Genomic DNA, 15,843 nt, shown 5'->3' with positions numbered 1-15,843 from the left:
GACTATAAACGGGCACGGATCGACCGTAAGACTACCTCGGTAGCAAGTTGAAATGATGTGTCAAGAATCCCCGTCGCTTCAGCGCGGGGAGTATGTCAACGCGCTGCACCTAATCAAAACCAGGCTTTAGATTGGCTGGAAAAACAAGTCTCGCCAGCAACTCTATCGGAGTTTCTTCGCAGGTGGCAGAATCCCAAATGATTTGAGATTAATTCCACAGATGAATCTGGTTTAAGTGTTCTGAAATTAGGTCGATCGCAGATTTTAGGCAGATGTAACCGACGATGCAACGCAGATGTATTTCAAGATAGTTTCCGAATGAGTGCAAGAAGTCTCTTTGAGAATTAACTCGACTCAAATCTCCCCTTCTCCCCCTCTCCCCTTCTCCCCCTCTCCATCGAACATAACAGACAATCTAGGCGCTACAGCTTACTCTCATCTTTGACGGTAAGAGAATTATCTGATAAAGTTATAGCCAATATCAACGTTTTTTAATTTTATTCACAAAAATCCAGGGCAGTGGCGAGTTTGTGCCAGCGTCAAGTATAGCGCCTGCAATCAAATCACCCCCGATCGCGCTTTTAAATCTTTTAAATTTTAAAACCGAGCGGGCAGCCTGTAACAATCATATCTATGGAAATCCCCTTTAACATCACCCTGTTGATGGTCATGACCGTCACCTGTGGTATCAGCGCTCAAGTTCTGGCCGCTTATCTGAAAGTTCCGGCGATCGTATTTTTGCTGCTATTCGGTATTTTAGCAGGCCCGGATTGCCTCGGACTGTTGCACCCCAATCTGTTGGGCAGCGGTTTAGAAGTTATGGTGTCTCTTTCAGTAGCCTTAATTCTGTTTGAAGGCGGCTTGAATTTGGAATTGCGAGATTTAGGCAAAGTTTCCGGTAGCATTCGCAATTTAGTTACTTTCGGCACTTTAATTACGCTCATTGGCGGCGGAATGGCAGCACACTGGTTGGGGGAATTTCCCTGGCCGATCGCATTTCTGTATGCTTCCCTAGTCGTCGTCACAGGCCCGACAGTCATTGGCCCGTTGCTCAAACAAGTATCCGTTGACAAACAAGTCGCCGCCTTGCTAGAAGCCGAAGGCGTTTTAATCGATCCAGTCGGAGCAATTTTGGCGGTATTGGTACTGAATATTATCTTAAACGGCAATGCTGATTTATTGGTCTTGTTCCGAGATTTAATCGTTCGCCTTTTAGTTGGCGCAGTCGTCGGAGTTGCCGGAGGGTGGCTGCTGGGATTCATTCTCAAGCGATCGCAATTTCTCTCAGAAGACTTGAAAAACCTAGTAGTTTTAGCAGGTTTGTGGGGATTGTTCGGCTTATCAGAAGAACTCCGCAGCGAATCAGGACTGATGGCAACAGTCCTCTCCGGCATCGTCCTCAGAGCGGCTGCTGTGCCGGAAGAACGGCTGCTCAGGAGGTTCAAAGGTCAACTCACAGTCCTCGCCATCTCCGTCCTGTTCGTGTTGCTGGCGGCCGATTTATCCCTCGCTAGTGTAGTTGCGCTCGGTTGGGGAAGTTTGTTTACAGTTTTAGCCTTAATGTGGGTAGTGCGGCCGATCAATGTGTGGCTGTGCACTTGGAACAGCGGCCTGAACTGGCGGCAAAAATTATTTGCTTGCTGGGTAGCGCCGAGGGGAATTGTCTCAGCGTCGATCGCCTCTTTATTTGCCATCTTGCTCACCCAGCGCGGCATCAACGGCGGCGACTCAATTAAAGCCTTAGTTTTCCTGACAATTATTATGACTGTTTTCGTACAAGGGCTGACAGCGGGATGGATAGCTCAACTGTTAGGAGTCACCTCAAAATCAGCAACAGGTGCAGCAATTGTCGGGTCAAATCCTTTAAGCAGATTAATTGCTCGCTTATTTCAAGAACGCGGAGAATCAGTCGCAATTATCGACACCAATCCGGAAGCTTGCGCGCAAGCAGAAAGAGAAGGTTTGCGAGTATTTTTGAGTAGCGCTCTCGACCATAGCGTGTTAGAAGAAGCCGGACTCGATTCGATGGGAACATTTTTGGCAATGACTAACAACGGCGAGGTAAACTTAGTATTAGCTCAGCGAGCAGCCGAGGAGTTTGCACCGCCGAGGGTTTTGGCATTATTCCCCAAAGACCCGCAAGCAAATGCGCCTGCAAATAATAGTAAAATTAATCAAGCCTTTGTCTCGGATTTGTCGCTGAAGGATTGGAACGAATATTTGACCGACAGCGAAGTAAAATTAGGGGAAACCGAGTTAAACAGCGAGGGATTGCAATTTCAGATTGCTCACTTGCAAGCTTTGGTGCAAGCCGGGGAGTTGGCGCCGCTGCTACTTGAAAGACAAGGATACTTGCAAGTTGTGTCGGCAACAGAGATTTGGCAAGCGGGCGATCGCATTATTTATTTGCTCTACGATCCTACACCAAAATTGTTAAAAAGATTGTCCGGTTCGTCCAACTCTCGCTTGACTTTGGAAAAGCATCAGGTAGTTGAAGAAGTGCCGATTCCTGCTCCGGTTTTAGAGAATGTTTTGGAGGAATCTATAATTGAAAAGGAAGCAGAAGTTTTGCTACCACCTGTTTCGCGGTAGGGACAGAGAGGGAGAAGAAGAGAGAGGGAGAACAGGAGAGAGGGAGAAGGGGAAAGAGGGAGAAGGGGAAAGAGGGAGAGGATTGTTGATATGCGATCGAAATACACAATTTGGCGGTACGGGAGGTTGACTTTTTTGTACAGATTCCGACTGCACTCTTTGCTGTGCCACTCTCATCGCGGAATCCCACAAATTTTTGTTGCGGACTCTTTCATCCGGGTCGATAATTCCTGCATCTTTCAATACCTCTGTCAGCAATTTCCACAAATGATAAGCAACGTATCGCCCTAAGTAGCATATTTGATAGTTCCGCGCGATCGCATAATTATTCTTGATTTCTTGGTATGTCAAACCATTTAAAACTCCTTGAATAATTTCTCGCTGTAAGCCGTTCAATGGTTCGCCTCTCTTTTCCTTTACCAGGTTATCTAGAATGTTTGTAGCTGATTCTGCATTCATAAAGTTACGCGGTAAGTTGACAGTTGACAGTTGACAGTTGACAGTTGACAGTTGACAGTTGACAGTTGACAGTTGACAGTTGACAGTTGACAGTTGACGGTTGACAGTTGACAGTTGACAGTTGACAGTTGACAGTTGACAGTTGACGGTTGACGGTTGACTGATGATTTAGGATTACTTAAATCTTAAGCAACCCAGATGGGAAATTCATTCGTTCTACCCGCAGAGTTGATGAGGTATGAGGTGCAAGATTGATTGCGGGAAAGTGCAAAGAGAAGATGACTCGGCGGTTGAAACCGCTTCTTGTCAAACAAAGATAATTCGGCAGTTGAAACCGCTTCTTGTCAAACAAAGTCGGCGCAATGCCCGACGGAAGAATAAAGATCGCTCTTCACAAAAACTTACTCAGCCTCCCCAATTAAAGTAAATGCCGCCCAATTTCGCGGCTGGGGATGAGTTTTCATCGTGGTTAGCATTGCCTGCCGTAAAGCCTGTGCTTTGTCGGGATTACTTTGCAAGTTTCGATAAAATGCCTGCATCAATTCGGATGTCGGCGCATCAGGAACCGCCCATAAAGAAACAATTACACTCGGCACTCCTGCCGAAATCAAAGCGCGCGACAAACCAATTACTCCATCCCCGGTAATTCTGCCTTCTCCAGTGTTGCAGGCACTCAAAACGACTAAACTTGCTTGCAGTTTCATATCAAAAATCTCTTCTGCGGTCAATAAGCCGTCATCGCTACCAGAAGGAGCTAGGGCGATCGCACTTCCCAATCCGCGCACATCATCCAGCAACCCATGCGTGGCGAGGTGAATAATCGATGCTTGGGGCATTTTTTGGACGATCGCAGCTTTTGTCCCTTGTGCGCCTGTGATGGCTTGGGTTTTGAGCAGAGGGGCGATCGCTCTAGCTTCGGCTTCGGCTCCAGGTAGAGCAGACAATTGCCGTTTGGGTTCTCCCGGAGAGGGAGACACACTCGGCATGGTGGGATTGCCCAAGACTAAAGCGTTACCGCTGTTAGGTTGCTTCTGTGCTAACTTCTGTTGTCGAGTCAATGCCAGAACTTGAATCGAGGGGGAGGTGAGAATGGTGTGTTTTTGGATTAAGTAAGTGCCGTTGGCATCTTGCAGGGCGGGGAAGGGCACTTGGAATAGGGAACCTTGGGGAATGAAAATGACGTGGGCATTGGGGTCTTTGGGTAGGAGGCTGGCAATGGGATCGATCAGCAGTTGATGTAGCGTCGGTAAGTTGGGTTGAGGTTGGGTGGAGCCAAGACTGCTGCGACTGCGGACGGCAAGAAACTGCTGATTGCCAATGATTAGATCGGCGAGAGAGGCATTGTGTTTTTGCCAGAGGGGTTTGAGGTCAACTTGACGGAATGTGATTTCGCCCGTTGGTTGAATCACCCAGATGTAGAGCGCGGATTCTTGCGTTTCTCGTTTGCTTTGAATCTGGAAGTCGTCGTAGATTATGGAATATTGCACCAAAGTGGCATTCTGTGCTTTGGCGATTTGGCGGATTTGATTTTGGTTAGGAGAAGTGTTAATAACCGGATTGGTAGAACCTGAAGATAAGCGTTCTGTCAGGAGATCGACAAAGGCACGAGCGCGTCCCCGTTCGGCAATTTCTAAAGCGGCGATCGGGTTATTCTGAGCGACCCGGACTCGTTGTAAAGTCCGATAGGTACGAGCTTGTCCTTCAAAGATGGAGACTTTATTCGCGTCGTTGGAACCGAGTTTTTGACGCATCGATTCCCAAACTTGAATCCCATCGAGGAGCATTTTTTCAGCTTCTGTTAGGTTGCCAGCTTTCAAGAATGACGCTCCGAGGTTGTTGAGTTGATTACCCTCCCCTTCGCGATTTTTAAGTTCGCGGGCGATGGCTAAACTTTGCTGGTCATGCTCAATGGCTTTGGCATAGTTGCCCAGATAGTAGTAAGCATTACCCAAACTGCCCAGTGCCACCTGTTCCCCTTCGCGATTTTTAATTTCGCGGGCAATGGCTAAACTTTGCTGCCCATACTCAATGGCTTTGGCATATTTGCCCAGAGAGTTGTAAGCTTTTCCCAAATTCCCCAGTGCTGTACCCTCCCCAGGGCGGTCTTGAATTTCGCGGGCGATCGCTAGCTGTTGCTGTGCATACTCGATCGCTTTTGCATAGTCGCCCAGAGAGAGGTAAGTATCTCCCAAAAACTCTAGTGCTAGACCTTCCCCTTTGCGGTTTTTAATTTCGCGGGCGATGGATAACCACTGCCGTGAATACTCAATGGCTTTGGCATAGTCGCCCAGAAATATGTAAGCCTTTCCCAAAGTGGCCAGTGTAGCACCCTCTAATAGGCGGTCTTTAATTTCGCGGGCGATCGCTAAACTGAGCTGTAAATACTCAATGGCTTTGGTATAGTTGCCCAGAAAGTGGTGAGCGGCTCCCAAATTGCCCAGTGCTAGACCTTCCCAGTCGCGGTTTTTAAGTTCGCGGGCGATGGCTAAACTCTGCTGTGAATACTCAATGGCTTGGGCATAGTTGCCCAGAGAGATGTAAGCCAGTCCCAAACTGCTCAGTGCCTTACCCTCCCCTAGACGGTTTTTGAGGGCGTGATAAATTTGCAGTGCTTGTTGCCAGGAATTTATCGCTGTGACCAACTGACCTGTTTTATACTGTTGAAGCCCCTGCTGCAATAGTCGATCGGCCTCTGTTTCACGAACATTGATCGCCTGAGCAGAAACCGGGAGACCGTAAGCTTCCAAATTACCCAGTGCCACACCCTCCTCTTGGCGGTTTCTAATTTCGCGGGCGATGGCTAAGATCTCCTGAGCAACAGCCGGGAGGCCGTAAGCTTCCAAATTACCCAGTGCCACAGCTTCCCCTTCGCGGTCTTTAATTTCGCGGGCGATAGCTAAACTCTGCTGTGAATACTCAATGGCTTTGGCATTGTTGCCCAGAGAGTTGTAAGCTTTTCCCAAATTGTTCAGTGCCAAAGCCTCCCTTTGGCGGTTTTTGATGGCGCGATAAATTTGCAGTGCCTGTTGCCAGGAATTCAGCGCTGCTTGGAATTGGCTAGTCTGATACTGGTGCTCGCCATATCGGAACAGCCGATCGCCCTCTACTAGACGAGCATCCGTAGTTTGAGCAACAACCGGGAGTGAGAAATGCGGAGGAATATAAAAGGCAACAGACAAAAAGCAAAAGGCGAGGGGAAACAGGAATCCCGATCGCACTTTACAACTGGATTTAAATTTTAGCGAGTCAGGCTGCATGGGATTTTAGGGTTTGGGTTGCGGGGGTTGACGTTGTTGTTCGATCGCTCTTATTTGCCTCAATCGATCGCTCCAGTCTTTCAAAGGTTCGGCTTCCGAATTAGCCAGAGAATCTAGCAATTCCAGCACAGCCGTTTGGTTTTGAGAAGTCTCAGAGGCTTTGCGCGCTTCTGCGATCGCGTCATACCACAGCCCAGCCTTGGCATACAAGTCGATCCGCTGTTGGGGAGTTGATGCGGCTGCAAGTTGAGACTGCAATGATTCCGCAGGCTGCACCACTTGGATTTCTGCCGTCGCCACCACATTCCGCGAAGGAACATTCCGATCGCACAGCAACGCCCCACTGATAGGATTGCCCGATCGACAGTGGAGGCAGATTTGCCGGCAAAGCAACGGACATGATTCCTGGCTGACTCTCCATCTCGGTTCTGTAGAGTAGTTGGCCCGATCGAGTAAACAGCCTCAATTGCAACGGACGAGAAGTGCGATCGGGTACAAACCAGGTAAAAGTCGGATGCCCAGAAATCGTCTGTCCCATATGGCTAAACGGCACTAAGGCAGTTAATACCGCCGCTGAATCACCTTCACAACTGCCGCCGCGAGTGGTATTCGTGCCCGTTTCTTTCGGTTTAGAAGGGTTTGGAGGAGGAGTATATTTTGCCAGGGCTGCGATCGGAATCCAGAACGAAACACTCAGGATTAAACTCGCAATTCCCGCAGAGTAAATGGTTCGACGCTTCAATCCGTGAGTCATCATCTGAATCCTCTCTGTAACTATTTTCTACGGTAATCGACAATACACAAACATAATAGAGGACTGCCCGCAAACAAGACTTGCGGGAAGGTGCAAAGCATTGTTAAAGCGCGATCGCCCCTTCATATCAAGCTATAATCTCGTTAAAGCGCAGATTTTCAATGTCTTTCCACTCCCTTCTGGCAGAAGCAAACATGATTACGACTCTCAGTAAGCCGTCCTCACTCATTCATGAAATTCAGATTGAAAAGGTGGGAGATTGGACGCTATTCAAATTCACTGAATCTCTTCAACTCCGAATGGAAAGCCTGCTAGAAAAAAAGAAGGCGGATCAACTCACTCCAGATGAAGTTACACAACTAGACGCGATCGGAGAGTTAGATCGGATTTTTACCTATATCAACGCTATGCTTGCTGCCCAAAATGCCAATCAGTGATGCAGCCAAACAAGCCATACGCAAAAGAGCCAGCTATTTGTGTGAATACTGTCATTCGCCAGAACGCCTGAGCGCAAATCGGTTCACATTTGATCATATTATCCCAAAATCTTTGGGTGGCCCCGACGAAATAGATAATCTTGCACTTGCCTGTCGTCGCTGTAATGAGAGACGGTATAACTTTGTGGCTGGAGTCGATCCAGAAACCCAGGAAATTGTCCCTATTTTCAATCCTCGTCAGCAGAAGTGGGAGGAACATTTTGTTTGGCTAGACAACGGAGTTGTGATTCAAGGGATTACACCCATCGGTCGAGCAACCTGCATCCGCCTTGATTTAAACGATACACGCTATCCAGATGATGATTCTATCCGAGCAACCAGACGATTTTGGATTCAAACGGGGTTGCATCCTCCAGCAAGCGATCTATCCTAGATTTTGAAGACCCGCACCCACGATCGCTTCTCGAAAATCACCAGAACCACCGCCGTTTGGCTGACCAACTTAACTCGCACACGGTTCCCTTCGGTACATTTTGATAGCGCCGAAACGTTCCACCTAATTGTTTAGCTAAATTGTTTGCCAATTGCGTTCCTAATCCTGAAGATTGAATGTTAGTGTTTGAATCTTGAATTGTCGCTTCTATTTCAGACAGTTTCCCATTGCCATTATCTACCACCCGAATTACTTGCCGATCGCCTTCTTGAGTGCAAATTACTGTCAACCGAGTGGTTTCAATCGCGTGTTTGCCGACATTGCAAAGCGCTTCTTCGAGAAAGCGGCAGAGTCCTCGTTTGTGTTCCAACCGCAGATGTTCGGTGTTCAAAGGATCGAACTGCACTATTTTGAATTTGATCGTTTGGAGGTAGGGCAGTTCTTGTTCGAGGGTGTTGGAATAGACTTTGTAGAGCAATTCATGCAACGGGGCTTGCAGGGCTAATTCGATCGCACTTCCCATTCGCAAATGCGGTTCATCGGCGATCGCATCTCGCTGCACCGATCCGTAAACTTCCCGTAATTCTTGATTCAGGCGTTGCAAATCCGTTAAAAATGATGGGGGTGGATCTTGCTCCTGAGCAGTTCTCAAAATCACTACCAATGTTTGTAAAGGCCCGCTATGAATCGCATTAAAAGTTTGCTCGATCGCAAATTGACGTTCTTCCAACCGCAGTCGCAATTCCTGCTGGTGGCGATAGAAGAGTGCCGCCGCCCGGCCAGCCCCATTTAGCACCAAAATCAGGAACACAGGTACGATCGGCATCCACCACCCCATCAAAATTAATCCGTAACAAATCGCGATCGAGCTAATACTGGCGATTAAGAGCCCCAACAAAATTTTCCACGGCGATCGCAGAAATCGCCCCAAACTCATCCCCAAGAGTCCCCAGACCCCAATCCAGAGAGTTTCCCAGTCATCTCCCCAAACCTGAATCAACGGTCTGCGATCGAGCACCGCGCTAATAATCTGGCTGGTTTCGTGGGCTTGCATTTCCACTCCGTAAATCCGTCCGGGATTGATACCTGCGATCGCAGCTGAACTTGCCAAATCCTTTGCACTAAAAGACATCATCCCAATCAGCACAATCTTGCCTCGAATCCAGTTTGGATCTACTTTTCCCGCCTTGATTTGTGCTAGAGAAATGACTCGAAAAGGTGCCAAACCGCTGCGAACATTCAGCAAAATCTGATTACCGCCTGCATCCGCCCCCACATATCCGCCAGAATTGGGCCGCATTCTGGTCAATTCAATATTGCCAAATCGCATCGCCTCTCGATCGCGAATTCCATTACCTGCCTTAATTCCTCGGTTTGCTAAATAGCGCTCAGCCAGACGGATTGCGAAGGAAAAACGGTATTCTTGGCGATCGTTGTAAGTGCCCAATAAACTGCGGCGCTGATAGCCATCCCCATCGAGGACGAAATCTGCAAAGCCAATTTGTTCCGATCGCAGTGCGGGTGGAGGTGCGACGATAAAGCCATTGCGATCGGGCAAAGCAATCTCCACTCCGATCGCATTCTTGCTGTTACGAAACACCGATGCTAGTTCAGCGTGGCCCGGTTCAACCGGAATATCGCGGACAATATCCAGCCCGATCGCGATCGGTTCATAAGTCTGCAATCGTTTGAGTAAATCGGCAATTTCGCGATCGGGAATCGGATAAGTTTTGGCGCGTTTAATATCTTCCTCCGTAATGCCGACGATTATAATCCGTTCATCCATTGGCTCAGGAGGACGCAGCAGCAAAAATCGATCGAACGCCACCAACTCCACAAACTGAAGCGCACCCGTCAATCTAGCCATCATCACAGCGACAATCACCATCAACCCTGGAAGCGATCCTCGCCACCAAGTCGAGATATCTGCTTTCACTGCTTGCGATCGATCAGGCTTCATATCGTTTCCAGTTGTATCGGTATTGTTTAAATCTCCAAACAGTCAATCGATTTTAGATTTTAGATTTTAGATTTTGGATTGATTCCACGGATAAATCCGGGGGCTTGTACCACCTTTGAAATTATTGGTCAGTAGTCAGTAGTTCCCCCACTGTCAACTGTCAACTGTCAACTGTCAACTGTCAACTGTCAATCAATAAGTCCTGCTTCCCTAGCCCGCACTTCCGTTTGAATCCGCAGATTTTTATCTTTTTCGGGATACACTTCTAGCACATCTCGAATCTTAATCCAGTAATATTGCACAGTGCGTTCACAAACATTCATCCGTTTGGCGATCGCAGTATCCTGTAAGCTATCTTGAAAAGCAAATTGCAATACCTGCATCCAAGCAGGTTTGAGTTGCAGCCCATTGCGGATCTCTCTAGGAGTATAAATTCGCTCATCCAGCGCCCAATTGACCATCGCCAGCAAGTCTTTCACAGGCTGGCTTTTATCAACAACCGTGAATCCGCCCATATGATTGTCGATCGACGGTTTCAGCCAAACCAAAGTCCGAACATGGGCACTTTGCACTACAATATTCAAACTCGGATAATGCTCCATCAGCGTTTTCAGGAGTTGAAGCCCTGAATTAGCCTGAGCAGTTTCGCCGATCGCCTCTGGCATCACCAAATCCACAATCACCAGATCCGGGACGATCTGCGCTACTTGCTGAAGGGCTTCCTGAGCCGTTGGAGCCGTCAGAATATCTGCCTGTGGATACTCCTGCCTTAAAATATTAAGCGTGCCGTCTAACACCATCGCATGGTCATCCACGACTAAAAAAGTTCGTTTGTCCGATCGAGGTAAAGTCTGGGGCATAGTTGATTCGTTGCCGCACAACATCATCATTGGATTTTAGATTTTAGATTTTAGATTTTAGATTTTAGATTTGTGACAAGCGTTGAAACTAGGGGATTCAAACTGCTGAAATTCTCATTCAAAATTTGTACTGAGTGAGGTCGAAGTATCCCAAATCCCAAATCGTCTCGGTCATCTTCTTACCATAGAGTAATTACCGGGCATCCGTCCTGCATCTGTCCGCCAAATGTGGTTGTGGAAGTCAGCAACCAGAATTGCACTAAAGCGCAGTTCTGTTGATTATGTTCCAAAATCTGCACTTCATCGAAATTATTCATCTCTCTCCTCTGCGCTCTCTGCGCTCTCTGTGGTTAAATCATTCCGATCCAAATTGATATTACGCACAGATCACTCGATCGGAGATTTGATTATATTTCCATCGTAATTCTCCCATAATTCTTGTGGAACAGGCCAGAGAGCCTGTTCCTAAAAGCGCTTAAAACAATTCCCTTATTTCAACATCAAAGCAACTTCCTTAGCAAAATAAGTCAAAATCAAATCGGCACCAGCCCGTTTGATACTCATCAAAGTCTCCAAAATAATCCGATTTTCATCAATCCAACCCAACTTTCCAGCAGCTTTGATCATTGCATATTCGCCACTGACATTATAAGCAGCAACAGGTAAATTAGTTGCTTCCCGCACTTGGCAGATAATATCGAGATAAGCCAAAGCAGGTTTTACCATCACAATATCTGCACCTTCTGCGATATCCAAAGCAACTTCTTTCAGCGCTTCTTTAGCATTAGCAGCATCCATTTGATAAGTCTTTTTGTCTCCAAATTTGGGGGCAGAATCGAGGGCATCCCGAAACGGGCCATAATAAGCAGAGGCATATTTTGCGGAATAAGCCAAAATTGCTGTATCGATGTATCCTGCGGCATCTAAGGCTTTGCGAATTGCACCAATTCTGCCGTCCATCATGTCGGAAGGTGCGACCATATCTGCACCAGCGGCGGCTTGAGAAACTGCCATTTTTACTAACACTTCAACAGTCGGATCGTTGAGAATTTTACCGCTTTCATCAACTAAACCATCGTGTCCGTGTGATGTGAAAGGGTCGAGGGCTACGTCGGTAATTACTACTATTTCGGGGATGTTTTGTTTAATGGCTTTGACTGTTTGTTGAACCAATCCTTCTGGATTATAGCTTTCAGTTCCGGTGTCGTCTTTTTTGGTTTCTGAGATTACTGGGAAAAGGGCGATCGCACATATCCCCAAATTCCAACATTCGGCGATTTCTGTTAGCAATAAATCCAGGGAAAAGCGATAACAACCAGGCATCGAAGCAATCTCAACTTTTTGCCCTTCTCCTTCCATCACAAACATCGGATAGATGAGATCGTCAACTGTCAGATGATTTTCCCGTACCATGCGACGCAAACCGGGGGTGCGACGCAGGCGGCGGGGACGAATGGCGATCGGGGAGGGATTTTGATTATTCTCGGTGGGAAGGGCGGACTCGACGTTATTTGCGGATGACATAGGAACTGGAGTTTATAGAGAATGATAATCATTATTATCGCAGTTCCGTCACCCAAATCTATATTTATTAGGAATTACCCAGCAATTTGAGCTAATGAAACCCTAGCCCTAGACTTAATTAAAGCTGGCACAATGCGCGAACTTGCCATCCTTGCACCGGAAAGATTTCGACCAACCGGCCCTACTTGCAAAGCGGCTAAACCACCCATAATAAATAACTCGCATCCTGGCCAACGCAAATACTCGTCCAAAACAGGCAATCCTTTAACTATTTTAGTTGGATAAGCTTCTAAAATTTCTGTCAGCAATGGTTCGGCTGTTACATCTAATTTTGTTCCTGTTGCTAACCAAATTCTATCAACGAATAGCTGATTTCCATCCTGACAGTAAACAGTCCATTGATTGTCATCCCATTTAACCTCAATAATTTGACATTCTGGGTGAAATTCAAGACACGAATCCCGCGAAATTCGACGCAATTGTGTCATAATTTCAGGAGTCATAGAGCCGCCGTTGCGAGCTTGTTGAATCATCTCCCACCGCTTCTCCCAGTCTGGTTCATTTTCAAAACCTTTGAGATATTTGGGCCCTAACCAACCCGGTTCGGCATCAAATAATTTTTCTTGTAACTTTCGTCTTGACATTAATATTACTTGGGCACCGCGCCCGATCGCACCTACTGCCAAATGTCCGCTAGTTAAACCGCCCCCAACGATTAAAATCCTTTCTCCCTGCAACTTTAATCCCTGCAAATTAACTTGATGGGAATGGCAAAGTTTGTCTGGCGGATAGGGTGTTTGAATTTGATTTGTCCACTCCGGTAGTTGGGGTTTACCGCCGCCTGTGGCGATCGCCACACGACGCGCGTAGGCGTAGCCAGCCGAAGGCATCGCACTTTCTCCATCCTCAAACCAAAGCCGAAAACTCCGTTGCAACGGTTCAATCCGAGTTATTTTTGCCTTGATGACGCGATCGCCCAATTCCCATCTCTTAACCACATCGCCACAAAATTCCTTAAACAGCCGACTTCCTGGCAAATCGTAGGGCGCAAACAACTCGTTAGGGCGAGATTCGGCAAACCGTCGCAACTCAAAAGCATTGGGATCGGGATGGTGCACCGCAGGCGATCGCAAGTGTGGAATTTCCAAAGCCGCAAACTGCCTCTCCCACTGAGTTAGCCAGCCACCACTGGGGTCAAAAACCCAAAATTTGTCCCGCTTCTTCTGGCATTTTTGCAGCAAATGAGTAACCAGGGTTAAAGCGTGAGGCCCCGCCCCGACTACCGCTAAATCGATTTGCGATCGCGTAACACTGGTAATTTCCATTTCAGTTTAGATAAGATTTTTTACCGCAGAGGGCGCAGAGGGCGCAGAGGGAGGAAAGGAAAAGAGAGAAATATGGTAATCTAATATGACTCTCTTTTCTTTGTTCAGCCTGCAAATACGGAAGTTTTCGCAGACAATTCTAGCTAGTGAAAACTTGATTTGTGTGCGATTAAACTCATAAATTCTTGACGAGTTCTGGAATCTTCAGCAAACACGCCACGCATTGCTGAAGTCGCAGTCCAAGAACCTGGTTTTTGCACACCGCGCATTACCATACACATATGAGTCGCTTCGATTACAACTGCTACACCTTGAGGTTTTAGCAATCCTTGAAGTGCATCAGCAATTTGTGCAGTCAAGCGTTCTTGTACTTGCAATCTGCGGCCGTACATTTCACAAATTCGAGCGATTTTTGACAGTCCAATTACTTTGCCGTTGGGAATGTAAGCAACGTGTGCTTTGCCAATAATTGGCAGAATATGATGTTCGCAGGAACTGAAAATATCAATGTCCCGCACTAATACCATTTCGTTAGCATTCTCTGTGAACACCGCTCCGTTGAGCAGTTCGTCGAGAGATTGACGATAACCTCCAGTTAGAAACTGCAAGGCTTTGACAACTCGTTTCGGTGTATCTCGTAACCCTTCACGGTCTGGGTCTTCTCCCAATCCTAGCAGCAATGTACGCACTGCTTGTCTCATTTCTTCATCTGAGACAGGGGGTTGAGATTGAGTAGGAATTGATGACACTACACCATTTGGAGAAGTCAGTTCTGGGCGAGTAGATAAAGTCATGCTTGCAGTTTGTGAGAATGTTTAACAGTCGGTATGGACTTTTGGTTGCTACCTGATTATAACAAGATTTACAAAATGTAATATTAAAATATTGAGATTTTTTTGGATGAGTTTTATCGATATAAATGTAAAATTTGCCGTTAGTATTTACACGATTTGTGAACAGCAAAAATTGCAACCACTAACGGCGAAATTAAATAGATATCTCCCCAAAAAATTGTCTTGAACAGGCAGGATGCCTGTTCCACACTAAATATTGTCGATACCTAATGTAAAATGTGTCGGCTAGAATCCTGGACGTGATACTTAGATTGATGAAATCTTAAACTAAGCAACTGTTAAGTTGTTCTCGAATTTGAGCAGTATCTAAGTTGCGGCCGATGACTACGAGTTGATTTTTGGGTGGAGTCAACCATTCGTAAGCGTTTAATTCATAGCGCGCGCCGCTAAGTTGAAAAATGTGTCTCATCGGACTGTCTTCAAACCAGAGAATGCCTTTTGCTCGAAATACATCTAAGGGCATTTCTTCGGTGAGAAATTCTTGGAACTTGTGGAGATAAAAAGGTCGATCGCTCTCAAATGATAGCGAAACAAATCCGTCATTGTCTAAGTGATTGGAGTGATGTCTGTGATGGTGATGTTCGTGATGATGTTCGTGATGATGATCCTGTTCGTGATGGTGTTCGTGATGCTCGTGTTTTTCCTCTGCTTCAACACTATCAAAAAGATCGGCTTGTGTTAAACCTACACCCAAAATTAAGGGTAAAGGAACTTCACCGTGTTGAGAGTGGAGAATTCTCGCTCCTTCCTTAACTGTGCGAATGTAAGCTTCTAACTCTTCTACTTTTGCTTGAGGAGCTAAATCAGTTTTGTTCATCAGCACAATATCTGCAAATGCCACTTGTTTTAAAGCTGCTTCGCTGTCAAAATGTTCGGGAGTGAATGTTTCGCTATCGACTACGGTGAGTACAGAATCTAAACTGGTTAAATCCCGCAATTCAGTGCCTAAAAATGTCAATATGATCGGTAGAGGATCGGCAACTCCGGTGGTTTCAATCACCATGCAGTCGATGGGTTCTTCCCGTTCTAAAACTCGGTAGACGGCATCGACTAAGCCTTCGTTGATGGTACAACAAATACAGCCGTTGCTCAATTCTACCATGTCATCTTCGGTAGAAATTAAAAGCTGCGAATCGATGTTGATATCGCCAAATTCGTTAACTAAAACTGCTACTTTTAAATCTTGGCGGTTTTTGAGTATTTGATTGAGTAAAGTGGTTTTTCCACTGCCGAGAAATCCGGTAATTATAGTTACTGGCATTCCTTTTTTGGGAAAATCGGAAATTAAATCTGGGGTTTGTACAGTGAGATTAGTCATTGTCCCTCATCTATTAATTGTAGAAGCCCTGCTGTTAATTGGGAAAGGCACTGCGCTTCCCAAGGCAATT

At 46.5% G+C, this 15,843-nt stretch carries 12 protein-coding genes and 1 pseudogene; 3 read left to right on the top strand and 10 right to left on the bottom strand.

What is annotated here, in order from left to right:
• Nucleotides 1–633: 633 nt before the first annotated feature.
• Nucleotides 634–2,592, top strand: a complete 1,959-nt coding sequence (locus tag JGK14_RS23855) for a cation:proton antiporter (RefSeq protein WP_293185830.1) — start codon at nt 634–636, stop codon at nt 2,590–2,592.
• Here JGK14_RS23855 and JGK14_RS23850 read toward each other — a convergent pair.
• The 3 genes and pseudogenes from JGK14_RS23850 to JGK14_RS23840 form a co-directional block, all read right to left on the bottom strand.
• Nucleotides 2,572–3,051 carry a hypothetical protein gene (locus JGK14_RS23850; protein WP_293185831.1) on the bottom strand — a complete coding sequence of 160 codons (480 nt, stop codon included), beginning with the start codon at nt 3,049–3,051 and terminating at the stop codon, nt 2,572–2,574. The two genes, JGK14_RS23855 and JGK14_RS23850, sit on opposite strands and share 21 nt — an antisense overlap.
• A 401-nt stretch (nt 3,052–3,452) precedes the next feature.
• Nucleotides 3,453–6,308, bottom strand: a complete 2,856-nt coding sequence (locus tag JGK14_RS23845) for a CHAT domain-containing protein (RefSeq protein ID WP_325315569.1) — start codon at nt 6,306–6,308, stop codon at nt 3,453–3,455.
• A gap of 6 nt (nt 6,309–6,314) precedes the next feature.
• Nucleotides 6,315–7,062: pseudogene (locus JGK14_RS23840) on the bottom strand (DUF928 domain-containing protein).
• 161 nt (nt 7,063–7,223) lie between these two features.
• On the opposite strand from JGK14_RS23840, the gene JGK14_RS23835 reads away from it, so the two are divergent.
• Together JGK14_RS23835 and JGK14_RS23830 are read left to right on the top strand one after the other, a co-directional pair.
• Nucleotides 7,224–7,499 (top strand): hypothetical protein, encoded by a 276-nt coding sequence (locus tag JGK14_RS23835; protein ID WP_325315568.1) that lies wholly within the window; start codon nt 7,224–7,226, stop codon nt 7,497–7,499.
• Nucleotides 7,486–7,932: an HNH endonuclease gene (locus JGK14_RS23830; protein WP_293270029.1), complete on the top strand. Its 447-nt coding sequence runs from the start codon at nt 7,486–7,488 to the stop codon at nt 7,930–7,932. The genes JGK14_RS23835 and JGK14_RS23830 overlap by 14 nt, the downstream gene beginning before the upstream one ends.
• Before the next feature lie 37 nt (nt 7,933–7,969).
• On the opposite strand, the gene JGK14_RS23825 is transcribed toward JGK14_RS23830, so the two are convergent.
• The 7 genes from JGK14_RS23825 to JGK14_RS23795 all read right to left on the bottom strand — a co-directional run bounded on the left by JGK14_RS23825 (nt 7,970) and on the right by JGK14_RS23795 (nt 15,773).
• The gene (locus JGK14_RS23825; protein WP_293324056.1) at nt 7,970–9,892 is read right to left on the bottom strand and encodes a sensor histidine kinase; all 1,923 of its coding nucleotides are present in this window, start codon (nt 9,890–9,892) and stop codon (nt 7,970–7,972) included.
• 188 nt (nt 9,893–10,080) lie between these two features.
• Nucleotides 10,081–10,782 (bottom strand): response regulator, encoded by a 702-nt coding sequence (locus JGK14_RS23820; RefSeq protein ID WP_293202881.1) that lies wholly within the window; start codon nt 10,780–10,782, stop codon nt 10,081–10,083.
• A gap of 149 nt (nt 10,783–10,931) precedes the next feature.
• The gene (locus JGK14_RS23815; RefSeq protein WP_293183511.1) at nt 10,932–11,069 is read right to left on the bottom strand and encodes a hypothetical protein; all 138 of its coding nucleotides are present in this window, start codon (nt 11,067–11,069) and stop codon (nt 10,932–10,934) included.
• 172 nt (nt 11,070–11,241) lie between these two features.
• Nucleotides 11,242–12,276: a porphobilinogen synthase gene (gene hemB / locus JGK14_RS23810; RefSeq protein WP_325315567.1), complete on the bottom strand. Its 1,035-nt coding sequence runs from the start codon at nt 12,274–12,276 to the stop codon at nt 11,242–11,244.
• Between the two features lie 74 nt (nt 12,277–12,350).
• Nucleotides 12,351–13,601, bottom strand: a complete 1,251-nt coding sequence (locus tag JGK14_RS23805; RefSeq protein WP_325315566.1) for an FAD/NAD(P)-binding protein — start codon at nt 13,599–13,601, stop codon at nt 12,351–12,353.
• A 143-nt stretch (nt 13,602–13,744) separates the two neighbouring features.
• Nucleotides 13,745–14,395 (bottom strand): GTP cyclohydrolase I FolE, encoded by a 651-nt coding sequence (gene folE, locus JGK14_RS23800; RefSeq protein ID WP_293153275.1) that lies wholly within the window; start codon nt 14,393–14,395, stop codon nt 13,745–13,747.
• A gap of 322 nt (nt 14,396–14,717) precedes the next feature.
• On the bottom strand, nt 14,718–15,773 hold the full coding sequence (locus JGK14_RS23795; protein WP_325315565.1) for a CobW family GTP-binding protein: 1,056 nt from the start codon (nt 15,771–15,773) through the stop codon (nt 14,718–14,720).
• Between the last annotated feature and the right edge of the window lie 70 nt (nt 15,774–15,843).

The sequence above is a fragment of the Microcoleus sp. PH2017_28_MFU_U_A genome, assembly GCF_020738035.1.
In the GTDB taxonomy this organism is placed as follows: domain Bacteria; phylum Cyanobacteriota; class Cyanobacteriia; order Cyanobacteriales; family Microcoleaceae; genus Microcoleus.
Note: the sequence above shows the minus strand (reverse complement) of the source record. Positions and strands in the feature narration are given on the sequence as shown.